Origin of the sequence: Roseovarius sp. Pro17 (assembly GCF_035599575.1) — a bacterium.
Classification (GTDB): domain Bacteria; phylum Pseudomonadota; class Alphaproteobacteria; order Rhodobacterales; family Rhodobacteraceae; genus Roseovarius.
Window position 1 is genome coordinate 22,746 of sequence record NZ_CP141179.1, and the last position, 20,398, is coordinate 43,143.

17 protein-coding genes are annotated in these 20,398 nt (G+C 58.7%); 11 read left to right on the forward strand and 6 right to left on the reverse strand.

The window, feature by feature from the left end; genetic code table 11:
* Nucleotides 1-13: 13 nt before the first annotated feature.
* The 5 genes from U3654_RS00120 to U3654_RS00140 form a co-directional block, all read right to left on the reverse strand.
* On the reverse strand, nt 14-1,768 hold the full coding sequence (locus tag U3654_RS00120) for a SulP family inorganic anion transporter (protein ID WP_324753345.1): 1,755 nt from the start codon (nt 1,766-1,768) through the stop codon (nt 14-16).
* Between the two features lie 185 nt (nt 1,769-1,953).
* The gene (locus U3654_RS00125) at nt 1,954-2,835 is read right to left on the reverse strand and encodes an MBL fold metallo-hydrolase (RefSeq protein ID WP_324753346.1); all 882 of its coding nucleotides are present in this window, start codon (nt 2,833-2,835) and stop codon (nt 1,954-1,956) included.
* A 17-nt stretch (nt 2,836-2,852) separates the two neighbouring features.
* Complete coding sequence (locus U3654_RS00130; protein ID WP_324753347.1) at nt 2,853-3,065, reverse strand: DUF2892 domain-containing protein; 213 nt, start codon at nt 3,063-3,065, stop codon at nt 2,853-2,855.
* A gap of 167 nt (nt 3,066-3,232) precedes the next feature.
* Nucleotides 3,233-3,901: a Crp/Fnr family transcriptional regulator gene (locus tag U3654_RS00135; RefSeq protein ID WP_324753348.1), complete on the reverse strand. Its 669-nt coding sequence runs from the start codon at nt 3,899-3,901 to the stop codon at nt 3,233-3,235.
* A 135-nt stretch (nt 3,902-4,036) separates the two neighbouring features.
* A complete protein-coding gene (locus U3654_RS00140) occupies nt 4,037-4,732 on the reverse strand; it encodes a GntR family transcriptional regulator (protein ID WP_324753349.1) in 696 nt (231 codons plus the stop codon).
* A 124-nt stretch (nt 4,733-4,856) separates the two neighbouring features.
* Between U3654_RS00140 and U3654_RS00145 the strand changes: the two genes are divergently transcribed.
* From U3654_RS00145 to U3654_RS00170, 6 genes are all read left to right on the forward strand, one after another.
* The gene (locus U3654_RS00145; protein ID WP_324753350.1) at nt 4,857-6,206 is read left to right on the forward strand and encodes a glutamine synthetase family protein; all 1,350 of its coding nucleotides are present in this window, start codon (nt 4,857-4,859) and stop codon (nt 6,204-6,206) included.
* Nucleotides 6,206-7,516, forward strand: a complete 1,311-nt coding sequence (locus tag U3654_RS00150) for an FAD-binding oxidoreductase (protein WP_324753351.1) — start codon at nt 6,206-6,208, stop codon at nt 7,514-7,516. The genes U3654_RS00145 and U3654_RS00150 overlap by 1 nt, the downstream gene beginning before the upstream one ends.
* A gap of 30 nt (nt 7,517-7,546) precedes the next feature.
* Nucleotides 7,547-8,632, forward strand: a complete 1,086-nt coding sequence (locus U3654_RS00155; protein ID WP_324753352.1) for a polyamine ABC transporter substrate-binding protein — start codon at nt 7,547-7,549, stop codon at nt 8,630-8,632.
* 68 nt (nt 8,633-8,700) lie between these two features.
* A complete protein-coding gene (locus U3654_RS00160; protein WP_324753353.1) occupies nt 8,701-9,840 on the forward strand; it encodes an ABC transporter ATP-binding protein in 1,140 nt (379 codons plus the stop codon).
* Between the two features lie 44 nt (nt 9,841-9,884).
* Nucleotides 9,885-10,766 (forward strand): ABC transporter permease subunit, encoded by an 882-nt coding sequence (locus U3654_RS00165; RefSeq protein WP_324755343.1) that lies wholly within the window; start codon nt 9,885-9,887, stop codon nt 10,764-10,766.
* Nucleotides 10,766-11,575 carry an ABC transporter permease subunit gene (locus U3654_RS00170; protein ID WP_324753354.1) on the forward strand — a complete coding sequence of 270 codons (810 nt, stop codon included), beginning with the start codon at nt 10,766-10,768 and terminating at the stop codon, nt 11,573-11,575. The genes U3654_RS00165 and U3654_RS00170 overlap by 1 nt, the downstream gene beginning before the upstream one ends.
* A gap of 182 nt (nt 11,576-11,757) precedes the next feature.
* Here the strand turns inward: U3654_RS00170 and U3654_RS00175 are convergent, their stop codons facing one another.
* Nucleotides 11,758-12,510 carry a rhodanese-like domain-containing protein gene (locus U3654_RS00175; RefSeq protein WP_324753355.1) on the reverse strand — a complete coding sequence of 251 codons (753 nt, stop codon included), beginning with the start codon at nt 12,508-12,510 and terminating at the stop codon, nt 11,758-11,760.
* A 393-nt stretch (nt 12,511-12,903) separates the two neighbouring features.
* Here U3654_RS00175 and U3654_RS00180 point away from each other — a divergent pair, with 393 nt between their 5' ends.
* The 5 genes from U3654_RS00180 (at nt 12,904) to U3654_RS00200 (ending at nt 20,396) form a co-directional block, all read left to right on the forward strand.
* Complete coding sequence (locus U3654_RS00180; RefSeq protein ID WP_324753356.1) at nt 12,904-14,577, forward strand: Na/Pi cotransporter family protein; 1,674 nt, start codon at nt 12,904-12,906, stop codon at nt 14,575-14,577.
* Between the two features lie 72 nt (nt 14,578-14,649).
* Entirely contained in the window at nt 14,650-15,420 is a 771-nt protein-coding gene (locus tag U3654_RS00185) for a DeoR/GlpR family DNA-binding transcription regulator (protein WP_324753357.1), read from the forward strand.
* A gap of 84 nt (nt 15,421-15,504) precedes the next feature.
* Nucleotides 15,505-17,967 (forward strand): FAD-dependent oxidoreductase, encoded by a 2,463-nt coding sequence (locus tag U3654_RS00190; RefSeq protein WP_324753358.1) that lies wholly within the window; start codon nt 15,505-15,507, stop codon nt 17,965-17,967.
* 205 nt (nt 17,968-18,172) lie between these two features.
* Entirely contained in the window at nt 18,173-19,192 is a 1,020-nt protein-coding gene (locus tag U3654_RS00195; protein ID WP_324753359.1) for a putative 2-aminoethylphosphonate ABC transporter substrate-binding protein, read from the forward strand.
* Between the two features lie 79 nt (nt 19,193-19,271).
* Nucleotides 19,272-20,396 carry a putative 2-aminoethylphosphonate ABC transporter ATP-binding protein gene (locus U3654_RS00200; RefSeq protein WP_324753360.1) on the forward strand — a complete coding sequence of 375 codons (1,125 nt, stop codon included), beginning with the start codon at nt 19,272-19,274 and terminating at the stop codon, nt 20,394-20,396.
* Nucleotides 20,397-20,398 lie beyond the last annotated feature (2 nt).

The window sequence follows — 20,398 nt, forward strand, 5'->3', positions numbered from 1 at the left end:
CGGCCATTTCCTTTCAGGAGGAAGTCGCCGCGTCAGGCGCGGTCGATTTGATTTCGGGACTGGCAGTCAACTCCTTAACCGCCGCATGTTGTGAGAGAAACACCTTTCCGGACAAGGCGCTCAGCAGATCTGACCGTTTCAGGCGGTCCATGACCGGGCCTTTGACCTCGGACAGATGCAGTTTCGTCCCCATCTCACCCAACCGTTCGTTGATCGCCTCAAGCGATTCAAGCGCGCTCATGTCGATTTCGTTTACGGCCGAGCATTGCAGGATGACATGCCGCACGGCTTTGTCCTGCGTGACCCGGTCAAGGATGTGATCCTCCAAAAATCGGGCGTTTGCGAAATAGAGGCTTTCATCGACTCGCAGGGTGACGATGCGCGGGTCAGTTTCGACCTTGTGACGATGGATGTTGCGGAAATGCTCAGTACCGGTGATGCGTCCGACCTCGGCAATATGGGGCCGGGACGTTTTGAAAAGATACAACAGAACCGAGATCGCCACACCGCTGGACACGCCCAATTCGACCCCAAAGGCGAGCGTTATAAAGATGGTCGTTGCGACAGCGATGAAATCCGGTTTTGAGTAGGCCCAGCTGCGCTGCAGAACACTGAAATCCACAAGGCTAAGGACGGCGACAATGATCGTGGCCGCCAGCGTGGCTTTGGGCAGGAAATATATCAGCGGCGTCAGGGCCAGTGCGGCGACGGCCAGCCCCATGGCGGTAAAGGCGCCTGCCGCAGGTGTGCGTGCGCCTGCGTCGAAATTCACCACGGAACGTGAAAACCCGCCCGTCACCGGAAACCCGCCTGTGAACGCGGCACCCAGATTGGCGGCACCCAGACCGATCAGTTCCTGATTAGGATTCACCCGCTCGCGCTTCTTTGCGGCAAGTGTCTGGGCGACAGAAATGGATTCAACAAAACCTATGACCGAGATCAGCAGGGCGGGCAGCAGGAGTTGACCGATCAGGGTGGGGGACATGCCGGGCAATGTCAGTGGCGGCAAACTTTGAGGGACGTCGCCGACGATGGCCACCCCCCGCGCCCCCAGATCGAAACCCCAGACCGCCAGCGTCGTGACAAACACGGCAGCAACTGGACCGGCCTTGGCACCGATTTCGGCCAGGCGAGGCCCAAGGCCCATCCGCCGCAGCAGCGGTTTCAGACCTTTGCGAACCCAGAACAGAAACGCGGTGGCAGACACGCCGATCGCGAGCGTTATGATGTTGGTCTCGGGCAGATGCGTGATCAACCCTTCGACAAGTTCGATCAGATTATGACCGCCGCCGCCGATCCCCAAGATATGGCGCAGCTGGCTGACCGCGATGATGATACCGGACGCGGTAATGAAACCCGCAATGACAGGATGCGACAGGAAATTGGCAAGGAATCCCAGCCGGAACAGCCCCATCCCCAACAACATCGCACCGGAAAGGGCGGCCAAAGTCAGCGCGGCGGTCGCATAACCCATGCTTCCCTGTTCTGCGATCTGGCCCAATGCAGCGGCAGTCATCAGCGACACGACGGCGACAGGGCCAACGGCCAACGCCCGGCTTGTGCCAAAGACCGCATAAAGCAGGATTGGCGCGATCGAGGCATAAAGCCCGGCCTCGGGTGGCATTCCGGCCAGCAAAGCATAGGCGAGCGATTGTGGGATCAGCATGATCGTCACGATGACGGCAGCGATCAGATCATCCGAGAATGTGGCGCGATTATAGCGACGACCCCAATCAAGGATCGGAAGGTAACGGGCGATGGGCTGCATATTTACAAAACTTTGATGAGGGCGTTGGCGGCCCGGGCGCGAATGCCCTGAACGCAAGTCAATGTTGGATTGCCTTTGGTCGGGTTGTGGGGGACGTTCAGATGCGCTTCGTACGCTCTTCGTATACTCGCTCTCCGCAGGGACATACTCCTTTGCGCCGGATAACGCGCCACCCTAAAGCCCGATCAGAGGCCGTTCAACGGCACCTTGAGCATTAAATTTCCGTCATGATCCGTCGGTAGATCGCCGGCACGCATGTTCACTTGCAACGACGGTATGATGAGCTTGGGCATGCCGAGTTGCGCGTCCCGCTCGCTACGAAAGCGCACGAAATCTTCGCGGGTCTTGCCATCGCCGACGTGAATGTTGTTGGCTCTTTCGTCCGCCACGGTAGTCTCCCACGCGAAGTCGCGTCCGTCGGGGCCGTAATCATGGCACATGAACAGGCGCATTTTATCGGGCAGGCTCAGCACCTTTTGAATGCTGTCATATAGCTGTCCGGCATCGCCGCCGGGAAAATCGGCGCGGGCCGATCCCGCGTCTGGCATGAACAGCGTATCACCGACAAACGCCGCGTTACCCATCACATGAACCATGCAGGCGGGTGTATGGCCGGGCGTGTAAATCGTTAACACATCCATTTCACCGACTGTGTAGGTGTCACCATCCTTGAATAGGGCGTCGAACTGACTGCCGTCGCGCTGAAACTCGGTGCCTTCGTTAAAGAACTTACCAAAGGTTTCCTGCACAATCATGATCTTGTCGCCGACACCGATCTTGCCGCCCAGGCGCTGCTGAATGTAGGGCGCGGCGCTGAGGTGATCGGCATGGACATGCGTTTCGATGATCCAATCCAGCGTCAGACCCCGCGCCTCGACCTCGGCGATCAGTGCATCGGCGTGATCGTAGGTGATCCGGCCCGCTGCGTAATCGATGTCCATCACGCTGTCGATAATCGCGCAGTGATCTGACGCGGGATCTTTGACGATGTAGCTGATCGTGTTGGTGCTCTCATCAAAATGAGCAGAGACGTCGGGTTTGAGCGACATGTTAACGGGGTAGGTCATGGTGGCTCCCTTTGGCTTTAGCGGCGACAGGTTCTGATTCCCAAAAGGCGGTATGCGGGGCAGAAACCGGTGACGGCCGTGATTAGCAGCACCGCGCCGACGAGAATTGCACCCCAGTAGAATACCGCAATGGTAAATACCGGTGCCGAAGTCGCTAGCGGCAGAATGATGAGTGTGATTCCGATGACTGCCCGCAGAACGCGGTCCAGTGTTCCTTCGTTGGTATGCATGATGCCTCTCCTAAGCTTCGCTTTGGTTATAGACGGCAAGGTCGGGGCTGTCGGTGACAATGTCACAAACAGTATTCTGGTCAGAAGCTGGCAATTTTCGTTTTCTGATCCACCATCAATGCGCCAATGGCCGCCGGACAATCGCATTATCACCAAGTGGCGATTATTCACCCGCGTTCGTCGGCCAGATTGTCTAGCGCGGGGCCGTCGCTCACCCTGATCGTGCCACGCGATTGCACAATCCAACCCCGCCGCTGGAATTCCTGTAACTGGCGCGAGATAACCTCGCGTGCGGTGCCCAATTCCACCGATAGCTGCTGGTGGGTTGCTTTGATCGACTCGGCCCCGTCTGCCAGTTCGCGCAGCTTTTGTGCCAATCTCACGTCGATCCGCTGAAACGCGACTTCATCGATCATCAAGAACAAGTCAGTGATCCGTTTCGAGAATGCTTCGAACACGAAATTTCGAAAGGGGGCGGATTCCGCTACCAGATCGTCAAAGACTGATCGTGGAATGGCCGCCGCGCAGATGTCGGTCTCGGCGATGCCTTCGGCGGAATAGTCGTCATAAGTCAATAGACAGGCAGTGGTCAGCACACAGCTTTCGCCGGAATGAATGCGATATAGGACGATTTCACGCCCGCTTTCGGACGTTTGCTGCACCCGAACCGAGCCTTCAAGCAGAAATAGCATGTTTTCCGGCGACTTACCCGGACCAAAGATAACGGTGCCACGAGGCAGGTCCAAAACGGCACTTCGAGCCAGCAAAATAGACTTGATGCGGGTTTCGAGGCGCGACAAACCGGGAAAGCGATCAACCCAAGGGGTTTTATTCATGATGGGTTCCTCGCGTCTGCATCAGTAATGCGGTCCAATAAATCAGCGCGGTTCGATGCAATGTTGGCAATCAGTTGCCAAGAGCCGGAGCGTTAGCTGCACAGGCGGTCATAGGCGTCGCGACATCCAAGCTCCTCACGCCGCGTCTGTCAAAGCAAGCAGGTTACGGCCGGATTTCAGGACGCCGTCCTGAATGTCGTTGGTAATGGCATCCTGCAAATCGGTTACATCACGGGTCGTCAGCGCGGCCAGAATCTCCTTGTGACGATCGATCTCGTAATATTCCGTGACCCGCGTGATGACCTGGCGCTGAAACGGACCAAGTTGCAACCAGATGCTCTCGACGATGGGCATCGAGACTTGGGCCGGGTTGACCGCGTAGAGTGTGCGGTGAAAGGCCTGGTTCAGCAAAGTCAGTTGGTCCAGATCCCTTTCAAGGACGAACCGGTCCATCCTGTCATCAATCTCTGTCAGCTTTTCAATAATGATATCTGACACATAAGGCAGCGCGCGGGTGGCAGTATGAACCTCGACCGCGACGCGAAGTGCGACCAACTCCTCAAAGCGATTAGGCGTCATCAATGGCACCGTCATTCGGCGGTTATCTTTGATCTGTATCGCATGTTCCGAGCTGAGTCGCCGCACCGCCTCGCGAACCGGGGTCGGGCTAAGGCCCAGACGTTCGGCTAGCCCGCGCATCGTGAGCGATGTGCCGGGTTCAATCGCGCCCAGCATGATCGCGTTGCGCAGGCGCTCGTACACGTATTCCTGTGTCGTCGCACCCGAAGCTACTGGAATATCAGGGATGTTGAGTTGGCCGTTGCTGGTCATGAGGTTGCCCTTGGGTTTGTTGAGTCTGACTATATTCACTAAAATGATTGACACAATACAGTAAACGATATTACGAATTACATAAGGGTATCACAAAATAACCATCGGTATCGAAAGGTGACGCATGTCTGACAACAAGGCCGAAGCTTGGCTGGCACAGCACCCGGAGATTGATTCCATCTTTGCCTGCGTATGCGATCTGAACGGCACGATGCGCGGCAAGCGTGTTCCGGTCGATCAGGTTTCCAAGGTGGTCGAGGGCGGGCTGCGGATGCCGCTTTCGATTGTCGGCATGGATATCTGGGGCGAGGATGTCGAGAACAGTGAACTGGTATTCGAGACCGGCGATTCCGATGGTTTGTGTGATTTCACCGGCCGCCCCCTGATGCCGATTACCTGGACCAGCCGCCCGACGGCGTTGGCGATGCTGTGGATGCGGCAAGAGGACGGCACACCGTTTCCGGGTGATCCGCGCCGGGCGCTGGCGCGTGTCGCCGAGCAGTATAAGGAGCGCGGACTGACGCCCGTGGTCGCGACCGAACTGGAATTCTATCTGGTCGATCCCTCCGAAGATCACCCGCAGGCTCCGCGATCCCCGGTCACCGGCAAGCGGCTGGAATCCGACGGGGCGCTGTCGCTGGACGAATTGCAGCATTTCGATGAGTTTCTGAACGACGTTTACGATGCCTGCGAATTGCAGGGCATCCCGGCGGATGCAGCGATCTCGGAAAACGGGGCAGGGCAGTTCGAGATCAACATGCACCATGTTGCCGACCCCCTGCGCGCCGCCGATGATGCGGTGTTGTTCAAGCGGCTGGTCCGCGGCATTGCCCGTAAACACGGGTTTGCGGCCACCTTTATGGCCAAACCCTATGGTGATCTCTCCGGCAGCGGCTTTCACGTGCATTTCTCGCTGGTTGATGAGAATGGGGTGAACGTGTTCGACAATGGCGGCGACGAGGGCACCCCATTGTTGCTGAACGCGGTGGCCGGCTTGCTGGCCACGATGCAGCAAAATACGCTGACATTCGCGCCGCATGAGAATTCCTATCGCCGCCTGCTGCCCGGTGCCCATGCGCCGACAAACGTCGCCTGGGGATATGAAAACCGCACCGCTGCGATCCGCATTCCCGGCGGCAGTCCCAAGGCGCGGCGCATCGAGCATCGCGTCGCCGGGGCCGATGCCAACCCCTATCTGGTGTTGGCCAGCATTCTGGGCGGCGCGCTGATCGGCATTGAAAATGATATGGAGCCCGCCGCGCCGATTACTGGCGATGCCTATTCGATGAAGCTCGACAATCTGCCGCTGGACTGGGCGACGGCCATCGACGCGTTCCGCAAGGGCGCGGATGTTCCGAGCATCTTTTCAAATCGTTTGCAGACGATGTTGGTCGAATGCAAGATGCAGGAATTGCGCAAATTTGCACGTCATGTGACCAATTTCGAATACGATAGTTACTTGGAGGTCGTTTGATGAACGCGCACAGCCACCCCTATGCCGGCGACGGTAGCCACACCGCTAGCTACTATGCGGCCTCTGCCAACCCCTCGCCGGAGCGGCCAGAATTGGTCGGCGATCATCAGATCGACGTCTGCATTGTCGGCGCCGGATATAGCGGGCTGTCGACAGGTCTGCACCTTGCGGAAAAGGGCTATAAGGTCGCCATCATTGAGGGTGCGCGCGTCGGCTGGGGCGCCTCGGGGCGCAATGGCGGACAAATCGTCAACGGGCTGAACGCCAGCCTGCAGACGATCAAGAAGCGCTATGGTCAGGACACTGCCACGTTCGTCGCCGGTCTGGTGCAGGAGGGCGGCGAGATTATCCGCGAGCGGATCAGCACCTATGACATCAAGTGCGATCTGAAGGAAAAGAACATCTTTACCGGTCTGACCAGCGCCCATATGGGCGAATTGGAGGACCGGATGAAGCTGTGGGCCAGCTATGGCCTCAAGAACCAAGAGATGCTGGACAAGGATCAACTGCGCAAGCACGTCAATTCTGACCTCTATGTGGGCGGGCTGATTGACCATTCCGGCGGCCATATGCACCCGTTGAATTTGGCGCTGGGCGAGGCCGCGGCGTTCGAAAAGAATGGCGGCACGATCTATGAGATGTCGCCGGTGATCGACGTTGATCACGCTGCAGCAAAGCCCGTGGTCAGAACCGCCAAGGGGTCGATGACCTGCAAGACGCTGGTTCTGTGCGGCAATGCCTATCTGGGCCATGTGGTACCAACGCTGACCTCGCGGGTGATGCCGGTGTCAACGCAGGTAATGGCTACCGAACCCTTGGGCGAGGCGCTCGCGCAGGAACTGCTGCCGACGGATACCTGTGTCGAAGATATCCGCTATATCCTTGATTACTATCGTCTGTCTGGTGACAAGCGAATGCTGTTCGGCGGCGGCACCGTCTATGGCGGGGCGGACCCCAGCGACATCAAAGCCAAGTTGCAGGGCAACATGGACAAGGTGTTTCCGCAGCTTAAAGGCGTCAAAATCGACTACGCCTGGAGCGGTAATTTCGCCCTTTCGTTCAGCCGCGTTCCGCAGATGGGCCGCATCGGCGACAACACCTATTTCGCGCATGGCTACAGCGGCCACGGCGTCACCGGATCGCACACCTTCGGGCGCATCCTGTCCGAGGCGATCGACGGCGACCTGACCCGGTTCGACGTGTTTGCCAAGGTGCCGTGGTATCCATTCCCCGGCGGGCGGATGTTCCGCGTGCCTTATTCCGTGATGGGTTCATGGTGGTACGGATTGCGTGACAAGCTGGGCGTATGAACGAATAATAATAAAATCCAATGGGAGGATATGATGAAGAAAACGACATTGATCTGTAGCGCGCTGGCGCTGACTGCCGGTGCTGCATGGGCCGAAGGCGAGTTGAACGTCTATCACTGGTCCGATTACGTGGCGCCGGACACGGTTGAAAATTTCGAGGCGAAAACCGGCATCACCGTAAATTACGACGTGTTCGACAGCAACGAAGTGCTGGAGGCCAAGATGCTGACTGGTGCCAGCGGCTATGATATCGTCGTGCCGTCGATCGAATTTCACACTCGCCAAGCGCAGGCTGGTTTGTATGCCAAGATCGACAAGGACAAACTAACGAACTACGGCAACCTCGATCCCGAAATCCTCAAGATTATCGCCGTGAACGACCCGGACAATACCTACGGCGTACCCTACATGATGTTCTCTACCGGGATCGGCTACAACGTCGACAAGGTGGCCGAGCGCATCGACGCAGATAAAATCGGCAGCTGGGACATGGTGTTTGATCCGGAAACCGCCGCCAAACTAGCTGATTGCGGCCTCGTGATGCTGGATTCCCCATCCGAAATAGTGGCACCCGCGCTGAACTATCTGGGGCTGGACCCGAATTCCGAGGACAAGGCCGATCTGGAGAAGGCAAGTGAGCTGCTGATGGGCGTTCGTCCCCACATCCGCTATTTCCATTCGTCGCAGTACATCAACGATTTGGCCAATGGCGACATCTGCGTAGCCATCGGCTATTCCGGCGACGTGCTGCAAGCGCGCGACCGTGCCACCGAGGCGGGGCAGGGGGTCAATATCGCTTACACGATCCCAAAAGAGGGCGCGCAGATCGGATTCGACATGCTGGCGATCCCCGACGATGCGCCAAACCCTGAGAACGCACTGAAGTTCATCGACTATATCCTAGAGCCAAAGGTTGCTGCGGACATCACCAATTACGTCTATTTCGGCAACCCGAACACCGCTGCGACGGAATTCGTGGACGAAGAAGTGGCCAACGATCCCGGTATTTATCCGCCCAAAGAGGTCACGGCCAAGATGTTCGCCCTCAAGCCGCATTCGGCGCGCTATGACCGGACGCTGACCCGTGCTTGGACCACGATCAAAACCGGCAAATAGACCTGTGCGTTGCCGTCCGGGCAGGGTCCGGGCGGCAGCCACTTTCCAAGATTAAATTGGGAGCAACCATGTCCGAAGCCATTTCAGTGACAGATGCAAAGCCTTGGATGGATCCGAGCGCGGCGCCTTTCTTGCAGATCAACAATGTGACCAAGAAATTCGGCGCGTTCACGGCGGTCAACAACGTCTCGCTGGAAATCTACAAGGGTGAGATTTTCTGTCTTCTGGGCGGATCGGGTTGCGGCAAGTCCACCCTGCTTCGGATGCTGTCAGGGTTTGAGGATCTCAGCTCGGGCCAGATCATCATCGATGGTCAGGATCAGGCAGGCATCGCGCCCTATGATCGACCCACCAACATGATGTTTCAATCCTACGCGCTGTTTCCGCATATGAGTGTGGAAAAGAACATCGCCTACGGTCTGAAACGCGACGGCCTGCCCAAGGCCGAGATCGCCACCCGCGTCACCGACATGTTGTCGCTGGTGCAGATGGATGAATTCGCCACCCGCAAGCCACATCAATTGTCTGGCGGGCAACGTCAGCGTGTCGCGCTGGCCCGCTCGCTGGTGAAAAAGCCCAAGCTGCTAATGCTGGACGAACCGCTGGGCGCGCTGGATAAAAAGCTGCGCGAAGAAACCCAGTTCGAACTGATCAAGATTCAAGAAAGCCTTGGTGTAACCTTCGTCGTTGTCACCCACGATCAGGAAGAGGCGATGACATTGTCCAGCCGGATCGGTGTCATGACCGCAGGTGAGATCGTTCAGATCGGCACCCCGCGCGAGATATACGAATACCCGCAAAACCGCTTTGTTGCCGATTTTATCGGTTCGGTGAATATCTTTGAGGGGCGTATTGCTGCGGACGGCGAGGACCACATCATCGTCGCGTCGCCTGATGCTGGGCTGGACATATACGTGCCGCATGGCATCAGCGGTGTAATCGGCCAGAAGGTCGCCGTCGCGGTGCGCCCCGAAAAGGTGCAGATCAGCAAAGGCGATCTGGGCGATCTGCGCAACAAGTTGAGCGGCACCATTGACGAGATTGCCTATCTGGGCAATTCGTCGGTCTATCAGGTACGGCTGGACAGCGGTAAGCGCGTGCGCGTCAGCCAGTCCAACCTGACCCGGTCCGAGGAAAGTGCGCTGACCTGGGATGACCGGGTGAATCTGGGTTGGGCAGGCAGCGCTGGAATCGTGGTGACATCATGAGCAGCCTACCGCTTGGATCGCGGATCGGGGCGCTGCTGGGCCGGATGGGTCTGCGGGGCCGGGCCTTGGTCATCGCTATTCCGACGGTCTGGCTACTGGTGTTTTTCCTGATACCGTTTCTAGTGGTGGCAAAAATCTCCTTGTCCGAGGCTGCAATTGCGCGGCCGCCCTATCTGGCGATCACGGAATGGGTCGATGGGTTTTTGACGATCAATTTAAACTTCGGCAACTATCTGTTTCTGTTGGATGATCCTCTTTACGTCGCAGCCTATCTGGGGTCGATGAAGATTGCCGGCATCTCCACGATTATCGCGCTGCTGATCGGGTATCCGATGGCCTATCTGATCGCCCGCTCGGCCCCGGATCGGCGCAACCTTTTGCTGATGCTGGTCATCCTGCCATTCTGGACGTCTTTTCTGCTGCGCGTCTATGCGTGGATCGGGTTTCTCAAGGGCAATGGCATCATCAATAACTTTCTGCTGAACGTCGGAATCATCGACCAGCCGCTGGTGATGCTGCAAACTGATTTCGCGGTCTATGTTGGCATCGTCTATACCTACCTGCCGTTCATGATCCTGCCGCTCTATGCCAATTTGGTGAAACTGGACGACGCTTATCTTGAGGCGTCTGCCGATCTGGGCGCGCGCCCGGTCACGACGTTCCTTACCGTCACCGTGCCGCTATCGCTGAGCGGGATTATCGCGGGCTGTATGCTGGTGTTCATCCCCGCAGTCGGCGAATTTGTCATCCCGGCGCTGCTGGGTGGGCCGGATACGCTGATGATCGGTCAGGTTCTCTGGAACGAATTCTTCTCAAACCGGGATTGGCCCATCGCCTCGTCTGTGGCCATTGTGATGCTGTTCGTACTGGTGATCCCAATCATGCTGCTGCGCTGGGCGCAGTCAGCGGGCGGAGGGGAAACCTGATGAAACGCAAATCTTGGTTTCTCACGATTGTCGGCGTTCTTGGTTTTGCGTTCCTCTACGCACCGATCCTGTCGCTGGTGATATTCAGCTTTAACAAAAGTCGGCTGGTGACAGTCTGGGGCGGATTTTCGACCAAATGGTATGGCGAGTTGTTTAGTGATCCGCAAATCCTGGATGCCGCCTGGGTCAGTCTGCGCATCGCATTGGCCAGCGCGACCCTCTCGGTGGTGATTGGTACTGTGGCCTCGTTCGTGCTGATCCGGTTCCGGCGATTCCGCAGCAAGACGCTGCTGAGCATGATGATTACCGCGCCGCTGGTCATGCCCGAAGTCATCATCGGCCTGTCGTTGCTGTTGATGTTCGTGGCGATGGAAAACGTCATCGGCTGGCCCGGCGGGCGCGGCCTTTTGACTATAATCATCGCCCATTCGACCTTTGGCGCGGCCTATGCGGCTGTGATTATCCAATCGCGACTGGTGGACATGGATCTGTCCATCGAGGAGGCGGCGCTGGATCTGGGCGCGCGCCCGGTGCGGGTATTTTTTGACGTGACACTGCCGGTAATCGCGCCGGCGCTGATGTCGGGTTGGCTGCTGGCCTTTACCCTCAGTCTGGACGATCTGGTGGTTGCCAGCTTTGTCTCGGGCCCCGGTGCCTCGACGCTACCGATGGTGATCTTCTCCAAAGTCCGACTGGGGGTCAGCCCGGATGTGAACGCGTTGGCCACGATTATCATCGGTCTGGTCTCGCTGGGTATCATCATTGCAGCCTTGCAGATGAACCGCAGCAAGAAGATGTCTCAACGGTGAAGGGCCGCTTCGGTGAACTGCGATCCTTGACCCATCGCGCAGCAGGGTTATGCGGGGCATAAACCCCGAAGGGTTTGGCCCGCCCCTCGGAAGGTCATTCAATCTGATAGTGAGTCTGGCCCAACACTGAAGTAGGAGGCGACTAAGAAAAAGACTGTGGCATCACCGCTCGCGATGGTTCGTTATTCGCCGCCTATCACGGTTAGCCCGAGCAGGCGCCATACCTGCATGCCGCCGCGGTAATAGAATATGCGGTCTGCGGGGTATCCGGCCTTGAGCATGTTGCGGATCGCCGAGGGCGATTGGCCACACCAGACGCCGTTGCAAAAAAGCGCTACCGGTTTTGCCTCTTGGCAGTCCCAGCCGTCGAAGTCCGGCTCGCAACCCAGCTGTGCCAGTTCGTCCACGACGTAGGTGTATGGAATGTTGATCGCTCCGGGGATTGTGCCGCCCTCGAACCAGTCACGGGTGCGGCTGTCCACTACCACGGCCTCTGGGTTCTGTAGCATCTCGATCAGCTCCAATTCGCCAATCGTGGTGACCCCTTCCGCCGGGCTATGCGGTTGGATGCAAAACTCGGGACAGGGCCGGGAGGTCAGCGCCCATTCGCCGCTGATCTCATTTTTGGTGTCTTGGATCCTGCCGATCTCCCGCGTGCCATTTTCGGTTTGCAGGATGACAGAGGGAATATCCTTGGTGATACCGACCTCAACCTCCGCCATCGCAGTTCCTGCGGTAAGCGTCAGAGCAATTGTCAGGCCAAGTTTCTTCATGGCTTTGTCCTCCGGATAGATGCCCGTCTTGGCGCTCAGCTTAGCCTGCCAATGGCGCTCGGTCATCGAAAACTTCCTGATCTCAAATAGGTCAATTGGAACCGACGAGACTTTCGCCTCAGTTTTGTTGCTTGGCATTTCAATCTCGTCCAGAACGTTCATCGCATCCGTAGATCTCCGACGCATCTGCGATAGTAGCGCTCGGGAGGAATAAGCATTTTCAATGCTGGATGTGGCAGGCAGCTGGCCATTTGCACGGCCAAACTTCCTTAACATTACGCAACAACTATAGGCCATCATGCGTGACCGCCGAGTGCGCTTGCTGGCGACGGTTGTGGCAGCACCGCTGTGTGGAAGTATTGTGATTTGGGCTTGGCTATGCTGTGCGATCGCCAAGTTTTGCAAAATTCCTCTGGGATATGGCCTAGTTTTATGGTTTGTAGCAGATTGGTAGCGACTGGCCCCTATATAACGACAGCAGATGTCCCGCTGTAGTGCGTGTGACCGGATGCGGTGCCGCTTTGGGCCGCGATGCGGGTAGGACGGAACTAGAACATGGCGATTCTCAGCTTTCTCATCAATCTGGCCGGGGCCACCATGCTGCTGCTCTTTGCCGTGCGGATGGTGCGCACTGGGATCGAACGCAGTTTTGGCGCGCAATTCCAACGTTGGCTGACCGAAAGCACCAGTCTGATCGGATCGGGTGCGACGGGTGTGATGCTGGCGCTGATCTTGCAAAGTTCGGCTGCGGTCGCCCTGCTGACGTCGGGCTTTGCGGCGGCTGGATATCTGGCGTTCCCGGCAGGGTTGGCGGTGGTGTTGGGCGGCGATCTGGGATCGGCGCTGATCATTCAGGTGCTTTCGTTCCGGCTGGACTGGCTGGTGCCACTGCTGCTGACCATCGGCGGCTGGTTATTCATCAAGACCGAAGGGCGGCGCTGGCGGCAGGCGGGGCGCATCCTGATGGGGGTGGCGTTCATCCTCATCTCGTTGCAATTGCTGCGCCAGACGATGGAGCCGATCAAGGACAGCGCGTTCCTGCCCGCCATCGCTGAATATCTGGGACGTGACTTTATCACTGCTTTCATCGTTGGCGCAGCGCTGGCCTTTGTCATGCATTCCAGCGTGGCTGCGATCCTGATGTGCGTCACGTTGGTGCATATCGACGCGATTCCCTTCGCCGCTGGCCTGTCGCTGGTGCTGGGTGCAAACCTCGGGAGTGCGGTCATTCCTGTCTATCTTACGCGCGGAATGGGCGTCGAGGGCCGGCGCATCCCGGTGGCCAACATGGCGCTGCGTGGTACTTGGGCGCTGGTTGCGCTGCTGGTCATCAACATCGGGTTTGATCCTTCGCATCTGTTGATCGTGTCGCCAGAACAGTCGCTGATCTATGCGCATATCGCCTTCAACCTGTCGCTGATGATAATCGCGTTGCCGCTGTGCCGTCCGCTGGCGCGGCCCGTGGTGGCAATGATGCCAAATGTCGCGCGCGCCGAGCCCGAGCAGCATGACGAAATCAGCGTGCTGGATATCGATGCTCTTGGCTCGCCGCAAATGGCCATCGCCAGCCTCAAGCGCGAGCTTTTGCGCATGATGGGGCTGGTCGAGCGGATGTATCAGCCGATCCAGTCCCTCTACCAAGATGCCGACAAGGCGCGGATGCGTGCGATCAAGCTACAGGATAACGCAGTCAACGCCGCGCTTTTGGGCATAAGGCGCTACGTTGCCGACATCCCACTGGACAAATATACGAAGGACGAGGCCAATATCGTGCGCAGCCTCATGGAATTCGCCATCCGCCTCGAGGCGGCGGGTGATTTGGTGTCGGGCCAGTTCCTGAGCACTGCGGCGGAAAAGCGCGATGAGCGGGTGGAATTGTCCGCCGATGGATGGTCCGAGTTGGTCCACATGTTCGAGGCCGTGCGCGCCAATTTCAAGTTGGCAAGCAACGTGCTGATCTCGGACGATCTGGAAAGCGCGCGCTTGCTGGTCATGGAAAAGACCGAGATGAAGCAGAAGGAAAGGCGCAGCCGTAAGCGCCATCTGCAACGCCTGTCAGAGGGCCGCGCCGACAGTTTCGAATCCAGCGATGTGCATCTGGAAACGCTGCGCGCGCTGCGTGATCTGAACGGCCATATTTCGGCGGTGGCCTATCCGATCCTCTATCGCAACGGCCAGCTTCTGGAGACGCGCCTGATTCAGAACATGGAAGACGGCACGGACGACTGAGGGCGGGCTAAAGCTGGACGTGCTTTGCGAAACTTGGCATGATCCACGCCAAAGCAGGAAAAGAGCGACACCATGTTACCATCCCAGCGCCACCAGATTATCCTGCGCGAGGTGTCGTCGCACCCCGCCGTGTCGATCCGCGATCTGACCGAGGCGCTAGGCGTCAGCCGCGAGACGGTGCGCAAGGATATCGAACTTCTGGCTGCCGACAATCAACTGCGGCAGGTGCGCGGCGGCGCCACGCGCATCCTGACATCCGAACCTCCAACGCAGACCCGCGCCGCGACGAACCCCGAGGGCAAGGCGCGCATCGCTCACCATGTGGCTCAGCGTATTGGCGACGGGGCGAGCCTGTTCATTGACAATGGCTTGACCACCTTGGCCGTGGCTTTGGTGCTTGCCCAGTGCAGGCAGCGCTTGACCATCTATACGAACGATCTGAAAATAGCCGAAATAATTGCCCCAGCCGCACGGGAGGTCACTGTTCTGGGCGGGCGGTTGGATTTGGCCGAGACGGCGACATTCGGCATCGTGACGCTTGAGCAACTCAGCCATTACCGCGCCGAATTCGCGCTGATCGGGGCGGGCGGCGTCAGCGCGCGCGCGCTTTTCACAGATTTCTCACGCGAGGCAGCCGAGATGCGCTTGCGTATGATGCGGCAGGCAGAAGAGGCGCTGATCCTGACCGACAGCAGCAAGTTCGGCGAGGTGGGGCAGGTGGTGCTGGGCCCCTTGCCCAAGGGCGCGCGCATGGTCAGCGATCTTGCTCCGCCGGACGATATCGCTGCCGCCCTCAGGCATGCGTCGATCGGTGTGGACATCGCAGGCGCGCTTGACGATTAGCCAGAAAAGAAAAATATTGCCAAATTATGCAAAGCCCGCTTAGGGTGATTCCAGTTTCCACATCGCCCAGCCGGAGCCTGCCCCATGTCCGAATCGACACTTCCTGACACCGCGCAATATGTGATCATAGGGGGTGGTATCATCGGCTGTTCGGTCGCGTATCACTTGACCAAAATGGGGCACAGCGACGTTGTCCTGCTGGAGCAGGGGCAACTGAGCTGCGGTACAACATGGCACGCCGCCGGCCTCGTCGGCCAACTGCGCAGCCAGCCAGCGATGACCGAACTCATCCGCTATTCGACCGAACTTTATGCCGGCCTCGAGGCTGAAACCGGCCTTGGCACCGGATGGAAACGCTGCGGATCAGTCACCGTCGCGCGCAGTGACGACCGCATGACGATGCTGAAGCGCACCGCCGCATCGGCCCGTGCGCAGGGCGTCGAAGTCGACGTCATCAGCCCTGCTGAGGCACAGGAAAAATGGCCCGTCATGCAGGTGGATGACATCAAGGGCGCGATCTGGATGCCTGGCGATGGCAAGGCGAACCCTACCGATCTGACCCAATCGTTGGCCAAGGGCGCGCGCAACCGCGGCGCTAAGGTTATCGAGGGCGTTGAGGTGACAGACGTTCTGACCGAAAACGGCGCTGTGACAGGCGTCGTCACCGATCAGGGTACGATCCGCGCCGAAGTGGTGGTGAATTGCGCCGGTCAGTGGGCGCGCAAGCTGGGCCTGATGTGCGGGGTCGACGTGCCGCTGCACTCGGCCGAGCATCTCTATGTCGTGACCGACAAGATGGCGGGCGTGACCCCCGATCTGCCCGTCATGCGCGATCCGGACGGCTATATCTACTTCAAGGAGGAAACCGGCGGTCTCGTCATGGGCGGTTTCGAACCTGAGGCAAAGCCGTGGGGCATGAATGGCATCCCTGACAAATTCTTTTTCCAACTGCTGCCCGATGATTGGGACCAGTTCGAAATCCTGATGGACAACGCGTTGATCCGTGTGCCGCAACTGGCCGAGGCGGGTGTGCGGCAGTTCTACAACGGCCCCGAAAGCTTTACCCCCGATAACAACTACATCCTTGGCGAAGCGCCGAACCTGCGCAATTTCTTTGTCGGGGCGGGGTTCAATTCCATGGGCATCGCTAGTGCGGGTGGTGCCGGGCGTGCGCTGGCCGAATGGATTGTCGCGGGCGCGCCGACCTCTGACCTCTTAGCCGTTGATATCCGCCGTTTTGCGGGCTTTAACAACAACCCGACGTGGCTGCACGACCGCATAAAGGAAACGCTGGGCCTGCACTATGCCATGCCATGGCCAAACCGCGAATTAGACACGGCGCGCCCCTTCCGCCGCTCACCTCTCTTTGATCGCCTGATGGCGAAACACGCTGTTTTCGGATCGAAAATGGGATGGGAGCGGGCGAATTTCTTTGCCCCTGATGCCGATAGTGCGCGGATCGACTACAGCTTTGGCCGCCAGAACTGGCATGACTTTGCGGGCGCTGAACACAAGGCGGTCCGCGAGGGTGTCGCCCTCTTTGATCAGACATCGTTCGCCAAACTGCTGGTGCAGGGCCGCGATGCCTGTGCGCAGCTAAATCGTATCTGCGCCGCGAACATTGACGTCGAAATTGGGCGCACAATCTATACCGGCCTTCTGAACCCGCGTGGGGGGTATGAAAGCGACCTGACCGTTCTGCGGCGCGGGCGGGACGAATTCCTGCTGATCACCGGCTCGGCGCAGGCGATTCACGATGCCGACTGGATCACGCGCAATCTGGGCGAGGGCGCGCATGTGACGGTCACGGACGTAACCTCCGGCTGGTCGGTGCTGGCGCTGATGGGGCCGAAATCGCGGGATGTTTTGGGCGCGCTGACCCGCGCTGACCTAAGCAATGCGGCCTTCCCCTTTGCCACGCACCGCCAGATTGATCTGGGCTATGCGACCGTCATCGCTAACCGCATGACCTATGTGGGCGAGTTGGGATGGGAGTTGATCGTGCCGACCGAATTCACGGCCGGCGTCTATGACGATCTTATGCGCATCGGTGCGGATCACGGCATCCGCGATGCGGGCTATTATGCGCTGGAGGGGCTGCGCATCGAAAAGGGGTTTCGTGCGTGGAGCCGCGAATTGACGCCCGATATTACGCCGTGGCAGGCCGGTCTGGGCTTTGCTGTCGATATGGATAAGCCGGGCGGTTTCATCGGGCGCGATGCGTTGATCGCGGCCAAGGCCGACACGGATCACATGCGGACCAGAATCGTGCAATTGGTCGTTGACGACGCGGATGCGCAGCTGTGGGGCGGCGAGGCAGTGTTGATGGATGGCGTCGAAATGGGTGAGGTTCGCTCGGCGGCGTATGGGCACAGTCTGGGGGCGTGCGCGGCGCTGTGTTTGCTGCACGGGTCGCAGCCGCTGACCGCCGACGTGATTCGCGCTGCCCGGTTCGAAATTGATCTTGCAGGGAAAAAGCTGACAGCCAAGGCGCACCTGCGCAGCCCCTACGACCCCAAGAGCGCGCGGCCAAAGGCAGATGCCTGACGCATCGCCGTTCACGCATCGGTTGTGGGGCAAAAAAAATGGGCGCGTGGCGCGAAATTATTGATAGGCTTTGCTAATCAACCGATAGGTTAAATCGATTTTGCTTGTCGACGTAACCTGTCACAGTCTTGTTGCAAAGCGGTCCTAAGAAGGCCGTGCAGCGTATCAAGCGGGCACTGACCCGCGCATAACAGTGGAGAAGATAATGAATTTCAAACTGACAACCGCCGTATCGGCCCTGACGGGGATGCTGATGGCCACCGCTGCCATCGCCGAAACCGAGCTGACCGTATACACCGCCATCGAGGCCGAGGATCTGGCTCGCTACGCCGAGCGTTTCAACGAAGTGCATCCCGACATCACCGTCAACTGGGTGCGCGATTCCACCGGCGTCGTCACCGCCAAACTGCTGGCCGAGCGTGACAACCCGCAGGCCGACGTCATCTGGGGCCTTGCTGCGACATCGCTGCTGCTGCTGAAATCCGAAGGTATTCTGGAGCCGTACGCGCCTGAAGGCGTCGAAAAACTGAACCCCAAGTTCGTCGACAAGGACACGCCCCCCGCATGGGTCGGCATGGACGCATGGGTCGCTGCCGTTTGCTACAACACGGTCGAGGCCGAAAAGCAGGGCCTGACGATGCCCACCTCGTGGAAGGATCTGACCGATCCGCAATACGAGAACAAGATCATCATGCCGAACCCCAATTCGTCCGGCACCGGCTTTCTTGATGTGTCCAGCTGGCTACAGATGTTCGGCGAGGATGAGGGCTGGGCCTATATGGACGCGCTGCACAACAACATTGCGCGTTACACCCATTCCGGCTCCAAGCCGTGCAAGCTGGCAGCGGCAGGCGAAATCCCGATCGGCATCTCATTCGCGTTCCGCGGCGCCAAGTCCAAGGCCGAGGGCGCACCGCTTGAGATCATCGTGCCCAGCGAGGGCGTCGGCTGGGACATGGAGGCGACGGCCATTGTCGCAGGCACCGACGATCTAGAAGCAGCGCAAAAGCTGGTCGACTTCACCATCACTGAGCGCGCGATGGAGATGTATAATGTCGGCTACGCCGTGGTCGCGATCGACGGCATCGCGCAGCCTGTCGAGCATTTCCCCGAAGGTCTGGGCGATGCGATGATCGAAAACGATTTCGAGTTTGCTGCGAACAACCGCGGGCGCATCCTCGAGGAGTGGCAGAAGCGCTACGACGGCAAGTCCGAAGCCGAGTAAGACGATGATCGGGGGTGGCCAAGGCCGCCCCCTTTTTTCCTATTCCCTAGCCAAACCCATTCGCGAAAGGACGCTCCCTGTGCTCGACGCAACTGCTGGACCTGCCTATCTGAAAATCGAAAACCTCTGGAAAGCCTTTGGCGATTTCCTTGCGCTCAGCGATGTCTCGCTTGACATTCAAGAGGGCGAATTCGTCTGCTTCCTTGGTCCGTCCGGCTGCGGCAAGACAACTCTTCTGAGGGCAATCGCGGGGCTGGACCTACAGACCAAGGGCAGCGTGCATCAGGGCGGCAAGGATGTGTCGAACCTACCACCGTCGCAGCGCGACTTTGGCATCGTGTTCCAATCCTACGCCCTGTTCCCAAACCTGACGATTGAGAAAAATATCGCCTTCGGCCTCGAAAACACCGGTCGCAAGAAGCCCGAGATCGAGGCGCGCGTGACGGAACTGTTGGGCCTTGTTGGCCTCGAAGAGCAGCGCAAGAAATATCCTGCCCAGCTATCGGGTGGGCAACAGCAACGTATCGCACTGGCGCGCGCCATCGCCACGAACCCCGGCCTTTTGCTGCTGGATGAGCCTTTGTCGGCGCTCGACGCCAAGGTGCGCGTGTTCCTGCGTCATGAGATCAAGAAACTGCAGCGCCAGCTGGGCGTGACCACCGTCATGGTGACCCACGATCAGGAAGAGGCGCTGTCGATGGCCGACCGGATCGTCGTCATCAACCATGGCCGGGTCGAGCAGATCGGCACCCCGACCGAAATTTATCGCCACCCCAGCTCGCTGTTCGTCGCCGGGTTTATCGGCGACATGAACCAATTCGAAGCGACCGCCGGCGTTGGCGACCGGGTGTCATGCGGCGGCGCTGAATTGGAGTGTGCGCCGCACAGCTTTGAGCGCGGCGCCAAAGTCACCATGGCGATCCGCCCCGAAGACGTCATCCCCCACGGGGCCGAGCCGGGCGAAGCGGACGCATCGGGCGGGGTCGAAACGCAGGCCAATACACTGAACGTCACCGTGACCGAGATGGAATTCCTCGGCTCTTACTGGCGCTGCCGTCTTGCGAACGAACGCTTTGGCCGCGAGCCGCTTTTTGCCAATTTCTCGATGAACGCGGTGCGGCGGCTGGACCTGCGCGAAGGCAAGGACATGATGATCGAACTGCCCAAGAGCCGCGTCATGGTCTTTGACGCAGGCGAGGTCTGAGC

Excerpts from the sequence above, each read along its gene's own strand:
- U3654_RS00120 (WP_324753345.1), bottom strand. The coding sequence starts at position 1,768 with ATGCAGCCCATCGCCCGTTACCTTCCGATCCTTGATTGGGGTCGTCGC.
- U3654_RS00125 (WP_324753346.1), bottom strand. The coding sequence starts at position 2,835 with ATGACCTACCCCGTTAACATGTCGCTCAAACCCGACGTCTCTGCTCAT.
- U3654_RS00130 (WP_324753347.1), bottom strand. The coding sequence starts at position 3,065 with ATGCATACCAACGAAGGAACACTGGACCGCGTTCTGCGGGCAGTCATC.
- U3654_RS00135 (WP_324753348.1), bottom strand. The coding sequence starts at position 3,901 with ATGAATAAAACCCCTTGGGTTGATCGCTTTCCCGGTTTGTCGCGCCTC.
- U3654_RS00140 (WP_324753349.1), bottom strand. The coding sequence starts at position 4,732 with ATGACCAGCAACGGCCAACTCAACATCCCTGATATTCCAGTAGCTTCG.
- U3654_RS00145 (WP_324753350.1), top strand. The coding sequence starts at position 4,857 with ATGTCTGACAACAAGGCCGAAGCTTGGCTGGCACAGCACCCGGAGATT.
- U3654_RS00150 (WP_324753351.1), top strand. The coding sequence starts at position 6,206 with ATGAACGCGCACAGCCACCCCTATGCCGGCGACGGTAGCCACACCGCT.
- U3654_RS00155 (WP_324753352.1), top strand. The coding sequence starts at position 7,547 with ATGATGAAGAAAACGACATTGATCTGTAGCGCGCTGGCGCTGACTGCC.
- U3654_RS00160 (WP_324753353.1), top strand. The coding sequence starts at position 8,701 with ATGTCCGAAGCCATTTCAGTGACAGATGCAAAGCCTTGGATGGATCCG.
- U3654_RS00165 (WP_324755343.1), top strand. The coding sequence starts at position 9,885 with ATGGGTCTGCGGGGCCGGGCCTTGGTCATCGCTATTCCGACGGTCTGG.
- U3654_RS00170 (WP_324753354.1), top strand. The coding sequence starts at position 10,766 with ATGAAACGCAAATCTTGGTTTCTCACGATTGTCGGCGTTCTTGGTTTT.
- U3654_RS00175 (WP_324753355.1), bottom strand. The coding sequence starts at position 12,510 with ATGAACGTTCTGGACGAGATTGAAATGCCAAGCAACAAAACTGAGGCG.
- U3654_RS00180 (WP_324753356.1), top strand. The coding sequence starts at position 12,904 with ATGGCGATTCTCAGCTTTCTCATCAATCTGGCCGGGGCCACCATGCTG.
- U3654_RS00185 (WP_324753357.1), top strand. The coding sequence starts at position 14,650 with ATGTTACCATCCCAGCGCCACCAGATTATCCTGCGCGAGGTGTCGTCG.
- U3654_RS00190 (WP_324753358.1), top strand. The coding sequence starts at position 15,505 with ATGTCCGAATCGACACTTCCTGACACCGCGCAATATGTGATCATAGGG.
- U3654_RS00195 (WP_324753359.1), top strand. The coding sequence starts at position 18,173 with ATGAATTTCAAACTGACAACCGCCGTATCGGCCCTGACGGGGATGCTG.